Consider the following 22343-nt stretch of genomic DNA (forward strand, 5'->3'; position numbering starts at 1 on the left):
AACGATTATGGCGGAGCGTTAAATATGAAGAGGTGTATCTCAAAGCTTATAGCAGTGTCACAGATGCGAAAAAGCAATTAAGTGCATATTTTGAGTTTTATAATTTGAAACGACCTCATTCGAGTCTAGACAAAATGACACCAAATGAGTTTTACTATGATCAGCTACCCCAACAAAACAAGGTGGCTTAACTAGAGCGGAATATCACTTATAAATACGCTTTTAGTTGTTCAAACAAGTGGGACCACCTCTCACACACTGCAAATCTATAGTCTGCATAAATGTCATTAGCTTTTAGTGCTTGCTAACTGTATTGAATACTTTTCTTTTACTTCAGCAAAAGGGGATGTGCAAATAATCACTACGCAACTTTTCATACAGCACATGTGTTTGTAGTGGATGTCCAGTAGGCACACGTGGATGTTCAAACTCACGTATTTTATCCATACCAATTTTTTGCATCACACGTTCAGATGGCGTATTTAGGCATGCTGTAAATGAAATGACTTTTTCTAATCTAAGCTTTCTAAAAGCATGTTTTAACACCGCTTTTGCACCTTCGGTGGCATAACCTTGATGCCAATATTGTGGCAGTAAGCGCCAACCAATTTCAGGTGCATCTGCGATTTCAAACTCAGGTGGATGGATGTGTAAACCAATAAAGCCAATGAATTCGCCAGTGGCTTTGAGTTCTGCGGCATATAAGCCCCAACCACGAGTTTCGATGGCATCTTTTAAGCGTTGCAGAAATGCAGTTGCCTCGGAAGCATTGAGCTTTTTGAGGAAATAGCGCATAACGTCGTCATCTGCACACATTTGGATGAATGGGGCAGTGTCGGAGTCTTGCCATTGGCGTAGAATCAGGCGAGGGGTGGTAAGATATGTCATTGCAATAAATTTAAATCAATAATGAAAAAATTATAAACACTTAATTGTCATTTGGTTTATTTATAAAACTAATGTACTCAAATATAGGTTTAGGCAAACATTGATTTATTTCACTACTCATTATGAAAGTGATTCATTTTTGAAGTTGATTTAATCCATTTCCTTAGAAAGTCATATAATTGCATATATGTATTTTGAGTCTGAACGCTAGCTTGGTTCTGAATTAAATAGTTTATTTCATCATCATAAATGATAATATGACTATATAAACTTGCTCTTTGTAAGTCATCCCTCAGATCATTTAGATATTCTGAAAGGAAAATCAAATTATTAATATGATATTCATATTGATCATTTATTTTTTCTGGCAGTTTTTTTAGTAGATATTCGTCAAAAACAGTAAGTGATATTTTGTCTATATCAATATTTAATAGTTGTGGGTTAATGTCATAAAAATATTTAGAAATTTTATCTGTTGATTCCATAAAGCATAGATTAAGGGCAAATTCGTTATGGATATCTTTTAGAATGGTGGCTTCTGCCCAATCTTGAATGTCTTTTGCTGTGCATAGCCCTACAATCAATCTTAGTTTTAGACGAAATTTTTCTTCATCATTCATAATTTTTATCTTCAAAAAAATCGTTGATTTAATCCTGGTATAAAAACCCCACATTTAGTGGGGTTTTTATTTAATCTAAATCAATATTTAAGCATTTTCACGAGCAATCGCACGGTAGCCAATATCTTTACGGTATTGAACGCCGTCAAAGGTTACTTTTTGGCAAAGTTCTAAGGCTTTGGCTTGTGCTTCACCAATGGTGTTGCCAAGAGCCGTCACACACAGTACACGACCGCCCGCAGTCACAATATCACCATTCTCAAGTGCTTTAGTGCCTGCATGGAATACTTTCGCATCAGCCATTTCAGTGTTTAATCCTGAAATCACATCACCATTGCTCGATGTTTCAGGGTAGCCCTTAGATGCAAGCACTATACCTACAGTTTTACGTTCATCCCATTCAGCCTCAGCAGGTAAATTACCTGCAATGCCTGCTTCAACCAAATCGACCAAAGATGATTTTAAACGCATCATGATCGGTTGTGTTTCAGGGTCGCCAAAACGACAGTTAAACTCGATCACTTTCGGTTGACCTTGTTCATCAATCATCAAGCCTGCGTATAAGAAACCTGTATAGACATGACCGTCTTTTTTCATACCTTCAACGGTAGGACGCATCACTTCATTCATGGCTTTTTCAAATACGTCAGCAGTCACTACAGGCGCAGGCGAGTAAGCACCCATACCACCCGTGTTTGGACCTTGGTCACCTTCAAAGATACGTTTATGATCCTGTGAAGTAGCCATCGGCAAAATGTTGTCGCCATCAATCATACAAATGAAAGACGCTTCTTCACCTGCTAAGAATTCTTCGATGACAACGCGAGAACCTGCATCACCAAATTTGTTGCCTGCAAGCATATCATCAATTGCATCAAAGGCTTCTTGATTGGTCATGGCAACGATGACGCCTTTACCCGCAGCAAGACCGTCGGCCTTAATCACGATTGGCGCGCCATTTTTTTCTACAAAGGCTTTAGCTGCATTGACTTCTGTAAACACATCATAGAAAGCTGTTGGAATGTTATGACGTTTTAAGAAGTGCTTGGCAAATGCTTTAGAGCCTTCAAGTTGCGCGGCAAATTGAGTTGGGCCCCAAATTTTTACACCAGCTTCGCGGCAGGCATCAACCACACCATTAACTAATGGAGCTTCAGGGCCAACTACGATTAAATCAACTGCATTGTTTTTAGCAAAGTCGATAATCGCAGCATTGTCTAAAATATTTAGTGCAACATTCTCGCATTTATTTTCAGTTGCAGAACCTGCATTACCTGGTGCTACAAATACTTTTGCGACTTTGTCATCTTGCGCGATTTTCCATGCCAATGCATGTTCACGACCGCCATTACCCAAAACTAAAATATTCATCGGTTCATACTCCATGAATCGAAAATGACATAAAGTCCTCAACCTGAAAGCAGGAGAGGACTTTATGCAAGATTAGAAATCTAGTGTATTAAGCAAAAAACTGTGCTTAATTGTCATGATCACGTTGCCAACTTAGTGACGGAAATGACGCATGCCAGTGAAGACCATTGCAATACCAGCTTCATCAGCTGCTGCAATTGTTTCTTCATCGCGCATAGAACCACCCGGTTGGATAATGCATTTGATGCCCGCTTTTGCAGCGTTATCAATACCATCACGGAATGGGAAGAATGCGTCAGATGCCATTACCGCACCTTCAACCACTAAACCAGCATGTTCAGCTTTAATTGCAGCAATACGAGCAGAGTTTACGCGGCTCATTTGACCTGCGCCAACACCAATGGTTTGACGACCTTTTGCATAAACAATCGCATTAGATTTAACGTATTTCGCAACTTTCCAAGCAAAGATTAAGTCATCAATTTCTGCTTCAGTTGGCGCACGTTTAGTCACAACTTTAAGATCATCTTTTGTGATCATGCCTAAGTCTTGGTCTTGAACCAATAAACCGCCATTTACACGTTTGTAATCTAACTGTGCTTTACGTTCAGTGATTGCAGGAAGCTCGCCACATACGAGTACACGTACGTTTTTCTTCGCGCCAGTCACTTCAAGCACGCCTTCAGCAACGCTTGGAGCAATAATCACTTCAACAAATTGACGGTCAACAATCGCTTGCGCAGTTGCAACATCTAATTCGCGGTTAAATGCAATGATGCCGCCGAATGCAGATTCAGGGTCAGTTGCATAAGCAAGGTCATAAGCCGCTTTGATGCCGTCTAGAGAAACTGCAACACCACATGGGTTCGCGTGTTTTACGATGACACATGCAGGCTTAGCAAATGATTTTACACATTCAAGTGCTGCGTCAGTGTCTGCGATGTTGTTATAAGATAATTCTTTACCTTGAAGTTGTTTCGCAGTAGAAACAGATGCTTCAGTTGCTGTGTCTTCTACATAGAAAGCAGCAGACTGATGTGGGTTTTCGCCGTAACGTAAATCTTGAACTTTATTTAATTGAGTATTGAAAGTACGCGCAAATTTATCTGCTTGACCTTCTTCCTTACCTACGCGTGCGCCTAAGTAAGAAGCAATCATGCCGTCGTATTGTGCAGTATGTTCAAATGCTTTAACCGCTAAGTCAAAACGAGTTGCATGTGAAAGTGAACCTTCAGCTTTTAACTCTTCAACAACAGTTCCATAGTCAGATGCATTTACTACGATACCTACAGAAGCATGGTTTTTCGCAGCAGCACGAACCATAGTAGGACCGCCGATGTCGATATTTTCGATTGCATCAGCAAGTGAACAGTTTGGTTTAGCTACAGTTGCAGCAAATGGATAAAGGTTTACCACAACTAAATCGATTGCATCGATGTTGTGTTCAGCCATTACAGCTTCGTCTAGACCACGACGAGCTAAGATACCACCATGGATTTTCGGATGTAGCGTTTTTACACGGCCGTCCATCATCTCTGGGAAACCTGTGTGCTCTGAAACTTCAACTACGGCAACATTATTGTCTTTCAACAATTTGTATGTACCGCCAGTAGATAAAATTTCTACCCCTAGAGCAGCAAGTTCTTGTGCAAATTCAACAATACCAGTCTTGTCAGACACAGAGATTAAAGCGCGTTTAATAGTCATGATCTTCGTCACAGTTTTCAAGGAACAGATTAAAACAAAATTAGCAAAATACAGGTTAAAAAAAATGCCTGCGGAAGCCGCAAGCATTTTATCATTTATTCACTCATTAAACCGTGAGCTTTTAACTTTTTACGTAAAGTACCACGGTTTAAGCCGAGAATCTCAGCAGCGCGGGTTTGATTACCACGCGTATATTCAAGAACTACAGATAGAAGAGGCTTCTCCATTTCCGCCAGCACCATGTCGTATACCTGAGATGGTTGCTCGCCTTGCAATTGTGCAAAGTAATGGCGAACTGCGCGATCTACGTGAATACGAAGAGCGACATCAGATTGTGCAGTAAAAATAGGAGATTTGCTATTCATGCGAATTAATCCGAAAAATCAAATATCACTTGGGTAAAGTGATTTGTTAAAAATGGTCTATAAACATTAATGAACTCCGTTTTAGTTCCTAAGTCGGAGTTCTAAAACTTGTACATTACTTGTAGCTTGACACAACTCGCAAAATTGATCGAAAAATAAGCGTAACAATAGATTAATAATTGTTATAGCCTAAAAATCAAACAAAAAATCTACTCAATACGCGATAAGTTATAAAGCGCACGGTTGGGATTGTATTTGTTGTGAAAATTTAGCGAGGAGTTTGCAGCACAAAGCTTTCGTGGCGCGTATCATACCATTGTCTAAGCAAAAGTGAGCAAGAAAACTGCATTTTTTTTAGGTTTTTTTTATTTTTTTAATAGTTTTTTCCAATATTAGGGGCGAATCAATTCTATTGAATAATTATCGAAGCTTTTACGTGCAACTGGCAGCACAAATTCGAATTTAAATGGACTACTTTTTGGAATGCGCTGAATGCCATGTAAGCTTTTCGCCAAATATTCTTCTGGCAGAAGTTGGTAATTCGCAATATCACCGCCATTTTCCTTTAAAGTTATCTTCATAACGGGTAAAGCCAGACTTCGATCGTGATAATTAATCATCTCACCACTAAATTTTGTTTCTTTATTTCCAGTACTACGTACTTTAACTTTTTTAGTGCTAATAAGGCTGTAATGTTCTTCAAGACGTGAACAATTAAATACATCGCAAACTGCTGTGAACGCAGCGCCCATAATTGGACTATTTTTCAGGTATTGCGGATTAAACCAAAAAAATTGGAATATCAATGCACCAAACAATAATAAGTTAACAGTGACCCAACCAAGATAATTGAGTGGAGAGCGTTTTTTCTCTCTTTCCGCTTGTTCTGCCCAATTGACCGCAGGTAAGTTACCAATAGGCTCAGTACTAAAATAGTTAAGGTTGTTTAAATAGGTTTTTAAATCAATATTCGAGTTCTCTACTTTTTGATCGAATAACTTTAATAGTGCATGTGTTGGGGCTTCAGGTTCTTTAATAGCACTGTGGTCAATATTGTATTGATTGACATCAATAGTTTTGGTCTTGGAACTATTTTCATCTTTTGGTGATGGTGTAGATAAAGACAAGGCTTTATCTACAACCAAATGTGACAATGCATTAAATGATGTGGAGCACTTAGGGCAACACACCATACCTTGAGCAACAGTAAGCTGTGGAACAGATACTTTATATGTAGTAGAACAAGTAGGGCAGTTAGTCAGTTTGTCGCTCATAGGTACACATTTTAGGTTTTAATACTTTTGGCGCTTACCTGAAATTCGGCACCAGTTTTCGTCACGTTTTTCTACGTCTAATATATCAAAAAATTCAGAATAAACACTAGAAACATCAGAAACTTGCTCTTCAATTACACCTGCAAGTGCGAACTCACCCTCAGATTTAATTAAAGTTGCGAATTCTGACGCCAATGCCATTAAAGGGCCTGCAAGAATGTTGGCAACAAACACATCTGATTTTTGTCCAGCAAGTTCTTGATTGAACTCTTCAGGCAAACCGACATATAAATGATCTAGTACGCCATTCAATTCAGCATTCTGTTTGGTTGCAAGAACTGCTTGTGGGTCAATATCTGTTGCATAAACTTTTTTAGCGCCTAAAAGTAATGCTGCAACGCCTAAGATACCTGAACCACAGCCGTAGTCGATGACGATTTTATCTTTAACATCTGTTTTGCCTAGCCATTGTAAGCATAAGAATGTAGAAGCATGGTTGCCTGTACCGAATGCTAAACCTGGATCTAATTTGATATTAACTGCATCAGCTTCAGGAGCTTCCATCCATTCTGGAACAATCCAGTATTTCTCACCAATTTGAATTGGTTCGTAAGCATCCATCCAAGTACGTTCCCATTCCTGATCTTCAAGGAATTCGCTACGCATCGGTGCATCGGGCATTTGCGCTTTAATAAATGTTTCTAAAGCGGCAACATCTATTTCTTCATCGTCTTCTTGTGCGTAAATACCAGTAACGATTACTTTATTCCAAAGTGGCGTTTCGCCTGGAAGTGGTTCAAGTAAATCCTGATTTTCAGCATCATCCAGCGTTACACTTACTGCGCCTAATGAGCTTAACAGTGTTTCGGTGTAATCAACTTGAGCTTGCTCAACAGTAATATGAATTTGTAACCACTTCACGGAAATAACCTAAATGTGTTTTATAAAAAAGCTATTGTAACGGAACTCGGCAAGTTGCAGCTATAGATTATGTATTTTCACTTAAAATAAAAGGATGCATTGCGCATCCTTTTTATCATTTGAAGCCAAAAATCATTCATTATTATGCCTTTTGTGGAAGTGGAGCAAAACGTGTTATGAGATAACCAAAGATAGCCGCAAAGATATACATAAAGATCGAATATACAGCTGCGGGCATGGCAACCGCAGAATTGGCAATAACGGTTAATGCAATAGTCATTGCTAGTGTACTGTTGTGAATACCGATTTCGAAGGCACATGCACGTGATTGTGCACTATTGATGCCAAAGAAACGTGGTACAAAATAGCCAATACATAAACTGAATATACAAAAGAGTACAGTTGCTAAGCCCACTTGGGTTAAGTACGTGGCAATATTTTCACGTTCGCTATAAATCGCACCAATAATAATGAGGATCAAAAACACTACAGCAAAAATACGCAGAGGTTTATTCAATTTTTCAGTCAGTTTTGGTGCATAGTGACGAATAAGCATGCCAATACATACTGGGATGATAATAATGCCAAAAACTTGCAGTACTTTACCGAACTGTAAGCTGATCTGTTGGCCATCTTGCATGAAATGCATAATGGAAAAATTAACAATAATCGGTAGTGTGATTGCAGCGATAACTGAGTTAATAGCTGTTAATGTGATATTTAATGCTAGGTCACCTTTAAATAAGTAACTAAATAAGTTAGCTGTACTACCACCCGGTGATGCAGCAAGCAGCATTAAACCTACAGCCAATAACGGTGGTAGAGCCAATAATTTACATAAAAGAAAGGCAATCCCTACGAGTAACACCAACTGGCAAAAAAGTGCAATGAGCACTGCTTTGGGGTGTTTAGTGACTCGCGCAAAGTCTTTGGGTGTTAGTTCAAGCCCTAGGCCAATCATAATAAAGGCAAGGGCTAAGGGTAATAAGACCGTAATAATTCCTGAATCCATAATTATTGTGCTCCATGACATATGTTAAGTAGATTCCCGCCTACATCCGTATTGCGTTGTTATTGTTCAAAGTTGTTATTTATAAAAGTTGCTAAAATTAGTGAGAAGCTTCTGTGTTGCGAGCTTGAATTAAGTAACTGCCTCGACGTGTTAAAATAAAACCAAATAATGTGGCTAAGACATACATAAAGATCGAGTAGACACCAGCAGGTATCGCAATTGCTGTACTTCCTAAAACACTGAGTGCGATGGTAATAGCAATCCCCGTATTGTGAATGCCAATTTCAAAGGTGCAAGCACGTGCTTGTTTTTCGGGCACCCCAGCCAAAAATGGAATGACATATCCTAAGAATAGGCCACTAAAACATAATAAGCAGGTGGCAATTCCTACGTTGGCAAAGTAGCTTATGATATTGCTTTGTTCGCGAACGACTGCGATCAAAAAGATTAAAGTAAGCAGCGTGATGGTTAATAGTCGCATTGGCTTACTAATCGCTTGTGCCAAATTGGGTAATGTGTTGCGAATCAACATACCGATACATACAGGAATGAAAATCATTAAAAATGTTTGGGTGATTTTTTCAATTGGAATATTGACTTCAGTGTTCTCACCAAGAAAATGTAAAATGGATAAGCTCACAATAAAAGGTAGGGTAAAACAAGAAATCAGCGAGTTAATCGCAGTGATAGAAATGTTGAGTGCAACATCTCCCTTATAAATATAGCTAAAAGCATTTGCTGTTGCACCACCTGGAGATGCAGCCAATAGCATTAAACCTACTGATAATAAAGGAGGAAGTTCTAACAGTTTGCATAATAAAAATGCTATGCTGGTTAATACAATCAGTTGAGTAAACAGTGCTATAAAGATAACTTTAGGATAGCGAGCAACCCGAAGAAAATCTTTAATAGAAAGTTCTAAGCCTAAGCCCATCATCATGATGGCCAATGCAATAGGCAAAAAAAATGCGAATAATCCCGAATCCATGGAATTTCCTAATATTATTATCCTTTTTAATATATTTTCAGTGTAACTAAGTTTTTTAAATAAGCAATAAAATAAAGCGAGTAAAAATTGATGATTTACCCGCTTCTTTTTTGATGTGTTAAATAGTCGATATTTAGAGCAAAAACATCGATTTATTTAGGGCGAGGTGGTGTGAAACCAAGAGCACATTTGCCTTTAATTTCTTGACCATCAATAGTGGCTGTAGTTGCTTTAGCATCTGCGCTACATGTGCTTAATAGCTCAGGCTCTTCACCATGTAACTTCACATTTTTACTTGAGCTAAAGAATTGTGGTTCGCAAGTACCATTCCAGATAATACCACGGTAAGCAAATGAAACTTGTGCCCCCTGACTTTTACCCTTACAGACTTGTTGATAACGTTGAGCATCATAAACTTTCTCAACTTTATCGTTGGCTGAAGCAGCGAGTGGGGCAAAACATAAACCGCATAAAACCGTAGAGAGCAAAATATTCTTATTCATGCTTATCTTCCTTATGATTCTCATGGGATCTATAACAGAATAAAAAATAATCAGAATAAAACAACATTGATCGGGTAACTTTTGCAAGAAATATGTTTAGTTTTATATGAAATATGCAAATTATGTATGTGTATAAATGAAATGCAGAGATGTAGTCTGAAACTCGGTAAAGCAACCGACACAATAAAATCGAGTTAATCAGTCAACTTATGGCTGATTTTTTGCTATAATCTTCCGTCATTCTTTTTTATTCTCCTTTACCACTATGCATTATCCTAAAGTTTACGATGTCATTGTTATCGGCGGCGGTCACGCAGGTACAGAAGCAGCACTTGCTGCGGCACGTATGGGTCGACAGACTTTACTCTTAACTCATAATATTGAGACTTTAGGGCAGATGAGCTGTAACCCAGCCATAGGTGGTATTGGTAAATCTCACCTTGTACGTGAAATTGATGCATTGGGCGGTGCAATGGCATTGGCTGCCGATAAAGGTGGTATCCAATTCCGTATTCTGAATTCACGTAAAGGTGCTGCAGTACGTGCTACACGTGCGCAAGCAGACCGTGTCCGTTTTAAAGCTGCAATTCGTGAAACTTTAGAAAACCAAGCAAATTTGGATATTTTCCAACAAGCTGCTGATGATTTAATTGTTGAAGGCGATACCGTTAAAGGCGTTATTACCCAAATGGGTATTCGCTTTGATGCAAAAACAGTTGTACTGACGACTGGTACATTCTTAGGTGGTGTGATTCACATCGGTCTAAACAACGCATCTGGTGGTCGTGCGGGCGATCCTCCTTCAATTTCTTTGGCTGCGCGCCTTCGTGAATTGAAACTTCCTGTGGGTCGTTTGAAAACAGGTACGCCACCACGTATCGATGCACGCTCAGTTGATTTCTCAGTAATGACAGCACAGCCTGGTGATTTTCCATCGCCGACCATGTCATTCATGGGTGATGCTTCAATGCACCCAGAACAAATTAACTGTTACATCACACATACCAATGAGCGTACCCACGATATTATTCGTGGTGGTTTAGATCGTTCACCAATGTACACAGGTAAAATTGAAGGTGTAGGTCCACGTTACTGCCCATCAATTGAAGATAAGATTCATAAATTTGCAGATAAAGACTCGCACCAAGTATTCCTAGAGCCTGAAGGTTTAGATACGCACGAGCTTTATCCAAATGGTATTTCAACATCACTACCATTTGATGTTCAGTTTGAATTGGTTCGCTCGATTCGTGGTATGGAAAATGCACACATTCTTCGTCCGGGTTATGCAATTGAGTACGATTATTTCAATCCGCAAGCGTTGAAATTCTCTTTAGAAACCAAAGCCATTAATAATTTGTATTTTGCAGGTCAAATTAACGGTACTACAGGTTATGAAGAAGCGGGTGCACAAGGTTTGCTTGCAGGTTTAAATGCTGCACGTCGTGCATGGGATCAAGAGCAATGGACACCTAAACGTGATGAAGCGTATATGGGTGTACTCGTAGATGACTTGATTACTTTGGGTACCAAAGAACCGTACCGCATGTTTACTTCACGTGCCGAATACCGTTTGATGCTGCGTGAAGATAATGCAGATCAACGTTTAACTGCGATTGGCCGTGAAATGGGTCTAGTGGATGATGCACGTTGGGATTCGTTCTGCCAAAAAATGGAAGCTGTTGAAACAGAAAAAGGTCGCTTACAGCATCTTTGGGCTGCGCCAAACAACCCAATGGGTAAGAAGTTTATCGAAATGACTGGTGCAGATCTGTCTAAAGAATGTTCTGCGATTGATTTGTTAAAGCGTCCAAATATTAATTTTGCTCAAATTGCTGAGTTAACAGATTCAAAAGTGACAGCATTTGTTGGTGAGCAAATTGAAATTGCAGTGAAATATGATGGTTATATTAACCGTCAACGTGAAGATGTAGCTCAAATGAAACGTCTTGAAGAAACACGTATTCCTGCTGATTTTGATTATGATGTGGTTTCTGGGTTATCTCGTGAAATTACACTGAAATTGAAAGATGTTCGTCCTGAAACTTTGGCGCAAGCGAGCCGTATTCCAGGTGTAACACCAGCAGCAGTTCAATTGGTGATGATTACCATTCGTAAGAATAATGCAGCGAAAAAATCTGCTTAAGATTTTAGTTGATATAAAAAAGCCCGCTTAATGCGGGTTTTTTTATATCTGAGTGATTTTAAAGTGTTCTACTTGTAGTTAAGGCATTCATCTGAAAATAAAGATTTATTCACCACCATTAGTTTTAGCTATAGTTCGATCAATAAAATCTTTACTTTAATTAACTTATTGTATTTAAAATAAAAAATAAAATATTTAGATGCTAAATGTATTGTTATACAAAGTTTTAGGTCTTAATCATGTTGTATTACTCATACTAATTCCGACCATTGTAGTGGTATTTATTCATTTAAATTAAGCAGACACTGCATGCCATAGCGTATGACCATCTATACGTTCAATGAATGGAGTTCGATTATGGCAAATCAACAATCGGGAAAAATGCAAAAATTTCTAACGGTATTTTTGTGTTTCTGGGTCGCATTTTTTGAAGGTTTTGACCTGCAAGCGCCCGGTATTGCTGCGAAAGGAATTGCAGCGACATTTTCCTTAGACCAAGTGCAAATGGGCTATGTATTTAGTTTAGGTGTGTTTGGTATGTTATTTGGTGCGTTCTTTGGGGGGCGTATCGCAGATTACATGGGGCAGAAAAAAGTGCTCATGTTGTCTATTTTCATCTTTGGTGTGTTCATGTCGATTACGGCAGTCGCGCCAAGTATTGAAGTTTTGTACATAGCACGTTTCTTTACAGGTTTGGGGTTGGGTGCTGCAATGCCGACCATGATTTCAGTAGTGGGTGATGAAGCAACAGAAGAAAACCGTGGTCGTTTAAATAGCTTGATGTATTGTGGCTTACCTGTTGGCGCAATCTTTGTGGCTGGTTTGGGTATGCTTTTTAAAGACATCTCTTGGCATACATTATTTTTGATTGGTGGCTTGACACCGTTGGTGCTCATTCCATTTATGGCAGTGATTCTTAAAGATAAACGTAAAGAAAAAGTCGAGACGGTGAGTGCGGAAGCAGTACCACCTATGGCGCAAATTTTATTTGCGGAACAACGTTATAAATATACGTTGCCGCTTTGGGTAAGCTTTTTCTTTACCTTGATGGTGAACTATATCTTGATCAGTTGGTTGCCAAACTTATTGATGGAGCAAGGTTTAGAAAAACAACAAGCATTCATGATTATGTTAATGTTCCAAGTCGGTGCGGTGATTGGTACGCTTGGCTTAGGGTATTTGCTAGATCGACTCAAATTGTGGCAAATGGCTGCTATTATTTATACAGGCTTGTTTATCGCGTTGTTTGTCTTGTTCACAACTAACTCGATTCCTGTGTTGATTGCAGCAGGGATTATGGGCGGGATTTTCTCTACCGGCGGTCAATCGATTTTGTATGGCATTTCACCAATTTTCTATACGCCAGCAGGTAAAGTGACTGGCGTGGGAAGTGCGATTTCTCTAGGACGATTGGGTGCGATGACAGGACCATTGCTCACAGGTAAGATTTTGGCACTTGGTTTAGGTACGACAGGTATCTTGATTGCGAGTGCGCCCGGTATTGCATTATCTGCAGTTGCGGTTGCAGCTCTTTCAGCCTACAAAGCATCGTTAAAGAAATAAGCTCAAAGCGGTAATTTAGTTTTAATTGTATAGATAAAGGAGCTTCGGCTCCTTTTTTTGCACGTTATGCAGTGAGATGAATTGAAGTTTTGATAGAATGTGTTTAATACAGCTGAATTTAACTATTTATGTCATATCAATTGATCGAACTCGACATTTCTCCATCCGATAATATTCAGTGCCCGCATTGTCAACAGCAGGTCATTGATTGGGTAGAAGAACAATATGTACAGCCGTGTGAGCATGTGCTGTTTATTGCGATGGATATTGGTTTTGAATACATCACTGATGAGTTTGAACAGACTATGCAGCACACAGTAGATGATTTACATGCCAATGATGATCAGTACCATATGTTTAGCGAAATTGCGGCATCAAGCTATTCTGAGTTTAAAATTTATAAGTCGGATTTAGGTGTGGAAGGTTATTCACGCTATGTGGGTTTTATTGCTTAAATTTAAGAATGATTATTTAAGTATTCATACACATAAAAAAGCCAGTGATAACACTGGCTTTTTTACAGTTGAATTAACTTTCGATTTCTTCTTCTACATCATCTTCGGCGCTATCCATGCCAAGTTCTTTTAGTTTTCGCGTTAGGGTATTACGGCCCCAACCTAAAAGCTCAGCAGCGTGACGCTTACGTCCGCGTGTTTGTTGAAGTGCGGCATTAATCAATGTGCGTTCAAACATGGGGGTGGCAATGTCGAGAATTTTCATTTCGCCGTTTTTAAGCTTTTGAACAGCCCACTGACCAAGTAGTTCATCCCAATGATGTACACCAATGCGGTCAATGCCTTGAACAACTGGATTACCGTCGCTGCCCTGAATTGGAATTTGTTTCAGTTCAGAAGGGAGATCTTCAGGATAAACTTCACGTCCTGTGATCATTACAGTTAACCAGCGACAGGTATTTTCAAGCTGACGAACGTTACCTTGCCAAGGAAGTTTCTGCATATATTCTTGCGTTTCAGGGCGAAGAATTTTCGGGCTAACACCTAATTCTTTCCCTGCACTTGCTAAGAAGTGTTGGGCAAGCATTGGAATGTCTTCAGAGCGGTGTGCAAGTTTTGGAATGTGAATGCGAATCACGTTTAGACGGTGGTATAAGTCCTCACGGAAACGACCTTCGTGAACCAATTTTTCCAAATCTTGATGTGTTGCAGCAACAATACGCACATCAACTTTAACAGGAATATGTCCACCAACGCGGTAGAACTCGCCATCTGCTAAAACACGAAGTAGTCGTGTCTGCGTTTCAAATGGCATATCACCAATTTCATCAAGGAATAAAGTGCCGCCATTGGCTTGCTCGAAGCGGCCTTGACGTTGTGTATTTGCGCCAGTGAATGCACCTTTTTCGTGACCGAACAATTCAGTTTCAATCAGGTCTTTTGGAATTGCGGCCATGTTTAAGGCTATAAATGGCTTATTGCCACGTGGTGAATGCTTGTGTAGTGCGTGTGCAACAAGTTCCTTACCTGTACCTGATTCACCGTTAATTAACACCGTGATGTGAGATTGAGATAAACGGCCAATTGCACGGAACACTTCCTGCATTGCAGGGGATTCACCAATAATTTCAGTCGATTGAATTGGTTGAACTGTTTTTGCTGATTCTTGCTGCTGTAATTTTGCAATATGTAAAATTGCACGATTAACGAGTGCTAAAGCTTCATCAATATCAAATGGCTTTGGTAAGTATTCAAAAGCACCTGTTTGATAGCTTGAAACCGCAGACTCTAAGTCTGAATGTGCTGTCATAATGATGACAGGTAGGTCAGGATAGTTACCTTTAACTTTACCTAAGAAGGTAAGTCCATCAATACCCGGCATGCGGATGTCAGTCAAAATGACATCTGGTGCATCAACACTTAATTGATCCAAAGCGGATTGTGCTTCTTCAAAGCTGGTGACATCAAAACCTTCTTCTTTGAATGTTTTTTCTAGCACCCAACGCATGGCGCGATCATCATCAATGACCCAAATCTTATTACGCGACATGATCTGACTCCCAAGGTAAATATAAGCTAAAGACTGTTTTTCCTGGAACTGATTGGCATTCAATCATTCCGTTATGTTGATGCATAATATTTTGAGCAATACTTAATCCTAAGCCTGTGCCTTTCGCACGTCCTGTGACCAATGGATAAAACACCGATTCTAATATTTCTTCTGGTACACCTGGCCCATTGTCCTCAATATCTATGCGGACGGCTGAGCGCTTCAATACGCCATTGATAGTAACAAGGCGCTGAATCCGTGTGCGTAATGTGAGTTCAGGTTGATGATCGACGAAAAACTCTTTGTTCTCAGTCATTGCTTGCACAGCATTGACGCTAATGTTGAGCATCACTTGAATTAATTGATCTCGATCCGCTAAGACATCCGGCAAAGATAAATCGTAATCACGTGTAATCTTAATTTTTTTCTTGGTTTGATTGACAATCAATGAGCGAACACGTTCTAGTGGCTCATGTACATTTACTGGCTCATAACTTGGTAGTTGGCGAGAGCCCAGCATGGTATCAGCAAGATTACGTAAGCGATCAACTTCACTGATAATAATGTCGGTAAATTCGCTATATTTTGGATCATTTAAACTACGGGCTAAAAGCTGCGTAGCTCCACGGATACCACCCAAAGGATTTTTAATTTCGTGTGCGACACCGCGAATAAGTTGGCGAGCGACTTGGTGTTGTTGAATAAAGTTTTCTTCTTTGGAAATCTTTAACATGCGATCGATTTGATTAAGTTCGATAATCAACAGCGGATGGTAAGGCTTACCAGAATTTAATTGTGAAACGGTATAATCGACATGGATGTCTTTAAAATTAACATTTATTGTTGCTTCACGACGCGTGTAGTGTTGACCCGTAGTCAAAGTATTAATTAAAGCATCATGGGTATTGAACTCATCATCAGGCATGCTTAATAAATTAAGCACAGGTTGTCCTGATGCACGTAATAAACTGATGTCAAAAAGGGCTTCACAAGACGAATTTAAATAAAAAATATTCAGGTTACTATCGACCAATAAAATGGCAGTGGTTAAATTGTCCACTAAAAGCCGGTAATCAATAGTCATAGTTTGATCCATTAGCGAGAGGTTCCTGTCTTAAAATGGCGCAATGGCATCTTCATAAAGCAAATCGTTATCTTTAATAAGGTTCGAATTGATGCAGGTTATGCAAGATACAAGCCAACTTTATGTCTATAACGCTAAGTTTTGATGCTTATTTAATAAAATGCGCTTATTTAAGACTCTGAATAAAATGTATAGCCGATTCAAAACCGACTGTAAATCAAAAATGACTCAAAATGGTGCATCATAAATTATATGGATGAATTTATAGCGTTATTTTGGTGCGTGATATAAAGAGTGGGCTTTTCAACTGTTTTTATCCACAGAAAAGACATACAATACGCGGATTATAGTGGAGCGCAGATTCATGAAATCCCCCAAAGTCGGTTTTGTTTCTTTAGGTTGTCCTAAGGCGTTGGTAGATTCCGAACGAATTTTAACTCAGTTAAAGACTGAAGGTTATGATGTAGCATCAGATTATGATGGTGCTGATTTAGTAGTAGTTAATACCTGTGGTTTTATTGAATCTGCAGTACAAGAGTCGCTAGACGCCATTGGTGAAGCGATGAACTCGAATGGTCGTGTCATTGTGACTGGCTGTTTGGGTAAAGATGAAGACAAAATTCGCCAAATGCATCCGAACGTTTTGAAAGTTACGGGTGCAGCAGCATATCAAGAAGTGATGGAAGCTGTGCACGAGTACGTGCCTGAGCCACCAAAACACAATCCATTTATTGATCTTGTTCCTGAGCAGGGTATTCGATTAACACCGAAGCATTATGCGTATTTGAAAATTTCAGAAGGCTGCAACCATCGTTGCACATTCTGCATTATTCCAAGCATGCGTGGTGATTTGGTTTCTCGCCCAGTTGGTTCAGTATTAAGCGAAGCGCAAGCACTGAAAAAAGCAGGTGTAAAAGAAGTTCTAGTAATTTCACAAGATACTTCTGCTTACGGTGTTGATACTAAATACAAATTAGACTTCTGGAACGGTCAGCCAGTCAAAACCAAATTCTTTGACATGTGTGAAGCATTAGGTCAATTGGGTATTTGGGTGCGTTTGCACTATGTATATCCATACCCGCATGTAGATGCAGTCATTGATTTGATGGCGCAAGGCAAAATCTTGCCATATTTAGACATTCCTTTTCAACACGCCAGTCCGCGCATCTTAAAATTGATGAAGCGACCAGCTCATAGTGAAAATACATTGGAACGTTTAAATGTTTGGCGTGAAAAATGTCCAGACCTTGTGATTCGCTCGACATTTGTTGTTGGCTTCCCAGGCGAAACGGAAGAAGACTTCCAAATGTTGCTTGATTGGTTGAAAGAAGCGCAGCTTGATCGAGTAGGTTGTTTCACATATTCACCGGTTGAAGGTGCAACAGCGAACGATTTGCCAGATCATGTGCCTGAAGAAATTAAGCAAGAACGTTATGAACGTTTCATGCAAGTTCAGCAAGAAATTTCAGCAGCGAAATTACAAAAACGTATTGGTCAAAAAATGACTGTACTTGTCGACGACTTGGAAGAAGAATTCCCAGTTGCGGTTGCACGTTCGTATGCGGATGCGCCAGAAATTGATGGTAACGTTTTTGTTGAAGATATTGATAAGTCCGTGATTAAAGCGGGTGATTTACTCGAAGTTGAAATCACAGATGCAGATGAGTATGACTTATTTGCTAAACTTATTTCAGTTAAAACAGCCTAAACCATTCACAAAAAATAATTGAGATTGAATAATTCGGAGTAGATGATGCTGGATTCTAAAAAACCACGCTTTGGACGTATTTTGCTTAAGCTTTCTGGCGAGGCTCTTGCTGGCAATAAAGACATGGGTATTGATGCTCAAGTTTTAGACCAGATGTCACTTGCGATTGCGCACTTAGTGGGTCTAGGTGTTCAAGTCGGTATCGTTGTCGGTGGTGGTAACCTTTATCGTGGTAGCCAGTTGCAAAAAGACGGTTTGGTTGGCCGTGTAACAGGTGACCAAATGGGTATGTTGGCGACTGTCATGAATGGTCTAGCACTTCGTGATGCTTTGGTTCGTCGTAACATCAAAACACGTTTAATGTCAGCACTTGAAATTGGTACTGTGGTTGAGTCTTACTCAAGTCGTGATGCCATTCGCCACCTAACTCGTGGTGAAGTGTGTGTGTTTGTTGCGGGTACAGGTAACCCATTCTTCACAACAGATACAGCAGCATGCTTGCGTGGTATCGAAATTGAAGCCAATCTTATTTTGAAAGCTACCAAAGTTGATGGCGTTTATAACAAAGACCCAAGCAAATTTGAAGATGCTGTGAAATATGACACATTGACCTTTGATCAAGTACTTGATGAGAAACTTGGTGTAATGGACTTAACAGCAATCTGTTTATGTCGTGACCACAATGTTCCACTTCAAGTATTTGATATGAACAAATCTGGTTCATTGCTTTCAGTGGTAATGGGTGAAAAAGAAGGTACTCACGTTACTAACTAATGTACGTGAGCCTGAAAGCTCTTTATACTACAGACTATTTTAGAATTTACATCTTTTCGAATTAAGTAAGGAAGATCACATGATTAACGATCTTAAAAAAGACGCTGAAGAGCGTATGAACAAATCGCTTGAGTCTCTTGAGCACGGTTTTGCAAAAGTTCGTACCGGTCGCGCACATCCATCAATTTTGAATGGTGTAATGGTTCCTTACTATGGCTCTGATGTGCCTTTAAACCAAGTTGCAAACGTAGGTGTTGAAGACTCGCGTACTTTATTGGTGCAACCATTTGAACGTTCAATGGTTTCAGCAATTGATAAAGCGATTCGTGAATCAGATTTAGGTTTGAACCCTGTAACTGCTGACTCAATTCGTGTGCCAATGGCTGCATTGACAGAACAAACACGTAAAGATATGCAAAAAGTTGCACGTAACGAAGCTGAAAATGCAAAAGTTGCGATTCGTAATATCCGTCGTGATGTATTGGGCGATATCAAAGCATTATTGAAAGAAAAAGAAATTTCTGAAGATGATGAACGTCGTGCAGGCGATGATATCCAAAAAATTACAGACAAATTCGTTGCTGAAGTTGAAAAACGTCTGGCTGCAAAAGAAGCTGAATTGATGAAGGTCTAAGTTTTAATGACCTCATCTGAAGAAACTTCCCATCTTCCAAAACATGTTGCCATCATCATGGATGGCAACAATCGTTTTGCCAAAAAGAATCAAATGCAAAAAGGTGAAGGGCATCGTTCTGGAAAGGACATCCTTGACCCAATCGTTGAGCATTGTCGTAAAAGAAATATTCAAGCACTGACTGTATTTGCGTTTTCAAGTGAAAACTGGAATCGTCCTCAATTCGAGGTGGATTTACTCATGGCTCTTCTTGAAGAGACCATCCATGAGCAGTTGCCACGCATGGAAAAGTTTAATATTGCTCTGCGTTTTATTGGTGATCGTTCTCGTTTATCTGCGAAGTTACGTGACTTAATGTTGCATGCGGAACAAAGGACTGCTAATTTCGACAGCATGACCCTGACCATTGCAATTAGTTATGGTGGTATGTGGGATATGGCTCAAGCTGCAAAACACATTGCAGCAGATGTTTTAGAACATAAATTAGATCTTGAAGCAGTGGATGCTGATGTCTTTGGTCAATACGTAAGTTTAAGTGATTTACCTGCAGTTGATTTGTTAATTCGTACAGGTGGAGATTTCCGTCTTTCGAATTTCTTATTGTGGCAGGCTGCTTATGCAGAGCTTTATTTCACAGATACGTTGTGGCCTGAATTTACCATTGAAGAGTTTGATGATGCACTGGCAGTTTTTGGTGGCCGTGAGCGTCGCTTTGGTAAGACTTCAGAGCAGATTCAACAAGAGCAACTTGAGAATAAATAAATGTTAGAGCGGATAATTACCGCATTGGTACTGGTTTCAGTTGTACTAAGTTGTATGTTTGCAACAGAGTCACATTATCCAATGCTTGTGCTGATGATCATTGCATCGGCTGTAGCAGGTTATGAGTGGTTTAAACTCATGCCGCGAAGTACTAAAACTGTGAAGCCATTTGCTTGGGGCTATGGCTTAGTCACAGCAATTATTTCTGCTTTGGCATTACATTTTGGTGATGTGGCTTTACTGCTTTGGGCAGCGTCAATTTTTACTTGGGTATTAAGTGTTTATTGGGTGAAATCTTACCCAGAATACGATAACTGGTATAACCCAAGTTTAAACGGAATTGGACTTGTGCTGATTTCAGCTGCTGTTACTGCAATTTTTGCAGTTTGGGATAGCTCACCTTGGTGGTTGATGTATCTATTCTTATTGGTTTGGGGGGCAGATAGTGGTGCATATTTTGTTGGCCGTAAACTCGGTAAGAATAAACTTGCACCAGATGTAAGTCCTAACAAGTCGATGGAAGGACTTTATGGCGGTTTAATCACTGCAATGATCATTGTGGTTGTGGTTGAAGTGCTATACCTCGACTTAAGCCTTGCGGAGCATATTTTATTCCTTATTCTTTCTGTCGTTACTGTATTTAGTTCTGTGCTAGGAGATTTATTTGAATCGATGATCAAGCGTCGTGCGGGTATCAAAGATTCAGGCCGAATTCTTCCTGGGCATGGTGGTGTGCTAGATCGTATCGACTCGTTGCTTGCTGCAGCACCTATTTTTGCAGCGGGTATGTATGTTTTAAAACTTATTGGCGTAGATTTATAGATGTCACAATCTGTTTGTATATTGGGTGTTACAGGCTCCATTGGTCAAAGTACCTTAAAGATTCTGCAACTACATCCCGAAGAGTATTCAGTCTTTGCAGTTACTGCTCATAGCCGAATTGTAGAACTTGTAGAAATTTGCAAACAGTTTCGACCGAAAATCGCAGTTGTTCCTTTGCAAAAAGTGGATGAACTGCGCCAGTTGTTAATTGCAAATCAATTGTCTGAAATTGAAATTTTACATGATGAGGCAGGGTTAATTGCTGCAGCAGAACATCCAAACGTAGATGTTGTGATGGCTGCAATTGTGGGGGCAGCAGGATTGTTGCCAACACTTGCCGCAGCAAAAGCAGGTAAACGTGTCTTATTGGCCAATAAAGAAGCTTTGGTGATGTCAGGAGACATCATGATTCAGACAGCACGGGAAAATAACGCTTTGTTATTGCCTGTCGATTCTGAACACAATGCTATCTTTCAATGTCTGCCACAGAACTATCTACAAGAAAATCGTAATGGTCAGCCTAAAATGGGCGTTAAGCAGATTTTACTTACTGCTTCTGGTGGGCCTTTTCTACACCATAGCTTAGAACAATTGCAATCAGTTACACCTGCACAGGCTTGTAAGCATCCAAATTGGTCTATGGGACAAAAAATTTCGGTTGATTCTGCAACATTAATGAATAAAGGCCTAGAACTCATCGAAGCATGTCATTTATTTGCAGTAGAAGAACAATTTGTAACAGTTGTAGTTCATCCTCAGAGTATCATTCACTCGATGGTTCAATATGTGGATGGTTCGACTTTGGCACAAATGGGTAATCCTGATATGTGTACACCAATTGCACATGCACTGGCTTGGCCTGAACGGATTCAAACACATGTGCCACCATTGGATTTGTTCTTGCATTCACAATTGAATTTTGAAGAGCCTGACACAGTTCGATTCCCTGCATTGAAACTTGCGCGTCAAGCCATGAAGGCAGGTGGATTAGCACCGACTATATTAAATGCAGCAAATGAAATAGCTGTTGCAGCATTCTTAACAGAGCAAATAGGATTTACTCAAATTCCACAGGTTGTGGAACATACCTTGGGTCAAGTTGAAAATGCTGCGGCGGTAAGTATTGATGTGATTCTTCAAGCAGACCATACTGCACGTATCGTTGCTGAGAAAGCTGTATTGAATTTAGGAAGTTAA

The 22343-nt window shown here is 39.7% G+C and carries 22 protein-coding genes; 10 read left to right on the forward strand and 12 right to left on the reverse strand.

Translation table 11 applies throughout. The features are described 5' to 3' along the window. On the forward strand, nucleotides 1-191 hold a 191-nt coding region (locus A9J31_RS03060), incomplete at its 5' end, for an integrase core domain-containing protein (protein WP_139118979.1). A 142-nt stretch (nucleotides 192-333) separates the two neighbouring features. Here A9J31_RS03060 and A9J31_RS03065 read toward each other — a convergent pair. From A9J31_RS03065 to A9J31_RS03110, 10 genes are all read right to left on the reverse strand, one after another. Beyond that, on the reverse strand, nucleotides 334-888 hold the full coding sequence (locus A9J31_RS03065) for a GNAT family N-acetyltransferase (RefSeq protein WP_067762471.1): 555 nt from the start codon (nucleotides 886-888) through the stop codon (nucleotides 334-336). A gap of 113 nt (nucleotides 889-1001) precedes the next feature. Then, nucleotides 1002-1508, reverse strand: a complete 507-nt coding sequence (locus A9J31_RS03070; RefSeq protein WP_150923070.1) for a hypothetical protein — start codon at nucleotides 1506-1508, stop codon at nucleotides 1002-1004. Between the two features lie 87 nt (nucleotides 1509-1595). Beyond that, the gene (gene purD, locus A9J31_RS03075; RefSeq protein ID WP_067762593.1) at nucleotides 1596-2879 is read right to left on the reverse strand and encodes a phosphoribosylamine--glycine ligase; all 1284 of its coding nucleotides are present in this window, start codon (nucleotides 2877-2879) and stop codon (nucleotides 1596-1598) included. 132 nt (nucleotides 2880-3011) lie between these two features. Next, nucleotides 3012-4586, reverse strand: coding sequence for a bifunctional phosphoribosylaminoimidazolecarboxamide formyltransferase/IMP cyclohydrolase (purH, locus tag A9J31_RS03080; RefSeq protein WP_067762594.1), 1575 nt, complete (start codon nucleotides 4584-4586; stop codon nucleotides 3012-3014). A 95-nt stretch (nucleotides 4587-4681) separates the two neighbouring features. Next, nucleotides 4682-4951, reverse strand: a complete 270-nt coding sequence (gene fis, locus A9J31_RS03085) for a DNA-binding transcriptional regulator Fis (RefSeq protein WP_001086304.1) — start codon at nucleotides 4949-4951, stop codon at nucleotides 4682-4684. A gap of 392 nt (nucleotides 4952-5343) precedes the next feature. Further along, nucleotides 5344-6225 carry a DUF3426 domain-containing protein gene (locus A9J31_RS03090; protein ID WP_067762475.1) on the reverse strand — a complete coding sequence of 294 codons (882 nt, stop codon included), beginning with the start codon at nucleotides 6223-6225 and terminating at the stop codon, nucleotides 5344-5346. Nucleotides 6226-6243: 18 nt separating this feature from the next. Next, nucleotides 6244-7146 carry a 50S ribosomal protein L11 methyltransferase gene (prmA, locus tag A9J31_RS03095; RefSeq protein WP_067762477.1) on the reverse strand — a complete coding sequence of 301 codons (903 nt, stop codon included), beginning with the start codon at nucleotides 7144-7146 and terminating at the stop codon, nucleotides 6244-6246. A gap of 142 nt (nucleotides 7147-7288) precedes the next feature. Next, entirely contained in the window at nucleotides 7289-8158 is an 870-nt protein-coding gene (locus A9J31_RS03100) for a bile acid:sodium symporter family protein (RefSeq protein ID WP_067762479.1), read from the reverse strand. A 97-nt stretch (nucleotides 8159-8255) separates the two neighbouring features. Beyond that, nucleotides 8256-9146, reverse strand: coding sequence for a bile acid:sodium symporter family protein (locus A9J31_RS03105; RefSeq protein ID WP_067762481.1), 891 nt, complete (start codon nucleotides 9144-9146; stop codon nucleotides 8256-8258). A 152-nt stretch (nucleotides 9147-9298) separates the two neighbouring features. Next, complete coding sequence (locus A9J31_RS03110; protein WP_067762483.1) at nucleotides 9299-9649, reverse strand: hypothetical protein; 351 nt, start codon at nucleotides 9647-9649, stop codon at nucleotides 9299-9301. 265 nt (nucleotides 9650-9914) lie between these two features. Between A9J31_RS03110 and mnmG the strand changes: the two genes are divergently transcribed. From mnmG to A9J31_RS03125, 3 genes are all read left to right on the forward strand, one after another. Beyond that, nucleotides 9915-11795, forward strand: a complete 1881-nt coding sequence (mnmG, locus tag A9J31_RS03115) for a tRNA uridine-5-carboxymethylaminomethyl(34) synthesis enzyme MnmG (protein WP_067762485.1) — start codon at nucleotides 9915-9917, stop codon at nucleotides 11793-11795. Nucleotides 11796-12152: 357 nt separating this feature from the next. Continuing rightward, nucleotides 12153-13358 (forward strand): 3-(3-hydroxy-phenyl)propionate transporter MhpT, encoded by a 1206-nt coding sequence (gene mhpT / locus A9J31_RS03120; RefSeq protein ID WP_067762487.1) that lies wholly within the window; start codon nucleotides 12153-12155, stop codon nucleotides 13356-13358. Between the two features lie 128 nt (nucleotides 13359-13486). Further along, a complete protein-coding gene (locus A9J31_RS03125) occupies nucleotides 13487-13813 on the forward strand; it encodes a hypothetical protein (RefSeq protein WP_067762489.1) in 327 nt (108 codons plus the stop codon). Between the two features lie 73 nt (nucleotides 13814-13886). Here A9J31_RS03125 and glnG read toward each other — a convergent pair whose 3' ends face one another. Both glnG and glnL read right to left on the reverse strand, forming a co-directional pair. Further along, complete coding sequence (gene glnG, locus A9J31_RS03130; protein WP_067762491.1) at nucleotides 13887-15362, reverse strand: nitrogen regulation protein NR(I); 1476 nt, start codon at nucleotides 15360-15362, stop codon at nucleotides 13887-13889. After that, nucleotides 15352-16458 carry a nitrogen regulation protein NR(II) gene (gene glnL, locus A9J31_RS03135; RefSeq protein ID WP_067762493.1) on the reverse strand — a complete coding sequence of 369 codons (1107 nt, stop codon included), beginning with the start codon at nucleotides 16456-16458 and terminating at the stop codon, nucleotides 15352-15354. The genes glnG and glnL overlap by 11 nt, the downstream gene beginning before the upstream one ends. Nucleotides 16459-16810: 352 nt before the next feature. On the opposite strand from glnL, the gene rimO reads away from it, so the two are divergent. From rimO to ispC, 6 genes are all read left to right on the forward strand, one after another. Continuing rightward, nucleotides 16811-18154, forward strand: coding sequence for a 30S ribosomal protein S12 methylthiotransferase RimO (gene rimO / locus A9J31_RS03140; protein WP_067762495.1), 1344 nt, complete (start codon nucleotides 16811-16813; stop codon nucleotides 18152-18154). Nucleotides 18155-18199: 45 nt separating this feature from the next. Further along, nucleotides 18200-18928 (forward strand): UMP kinase, encoded by a 729-nt coding sequence (pyrH, locus tag A9J31_RS03145; RefSeq protein WP_067762497.1) that lies wholly within the window; start codon nucleotides 18200-18202, stop codon nucleotides 18926-18928. A 79-nt stretch (nucleotides 18929-19007) separates the two neighbouring features. After that, complete coding sequence (gene frr, locus A9J31_RS03150; protein WP_067762499.1) at nucleotides 19008-19562, forward strand: ribosome recycling factor; 555 nt, start codon at nucleotides 19008-19010, stop codon at nucleotides 19560-19562. Nucleotides 19563-19568: 6 nt separating this feature from the next. Continuing rightward, nucleotides 19569-20324, forward strand: a complete 756-nt coding sequence (uppS, locus tag A9J31_RS03155; protein WP_067762501.1) for a polyprenyl diphosphate synthase — start codon at nucleotides 19569-19571, stop codon at nucleotides 20322-20324. Next, on the forward strand, nucleotides 20325-21146 hold the full coding sequence (locus tag A9J31_RS03160; RefSeq protein WP_067762503.1) for a phosphatidate cytidylyltransferase: 822 nt from the start codon (nucleotides 20325-20327) through the stop codon (nucleotides 21144-21146). It begins immediately after the preceding gene. Then, nucleotides 21147-22343 (forward strand): 1-deoxy-D-xylulose-5-phosphate reductoisomerase, encoded by a 1197-nt coding sequence (gene ispC / locus A9J31_RS03165; RefSeq protein ID WP_067762505.1) that lies wholly within the window; start codon nucleotides 21147-21149, stop codon nucleotides 22341-22343.

This window comes from Acinetobacter gandensis (assembly GCF_001678755.1).
Classification (GTDB): Bacteria; Pseudomonadota; Gammaproteobacteria; order Pseudomonadales; family Moraxellaceae; genus Acinetobacter; species Acinetobacter gandensis.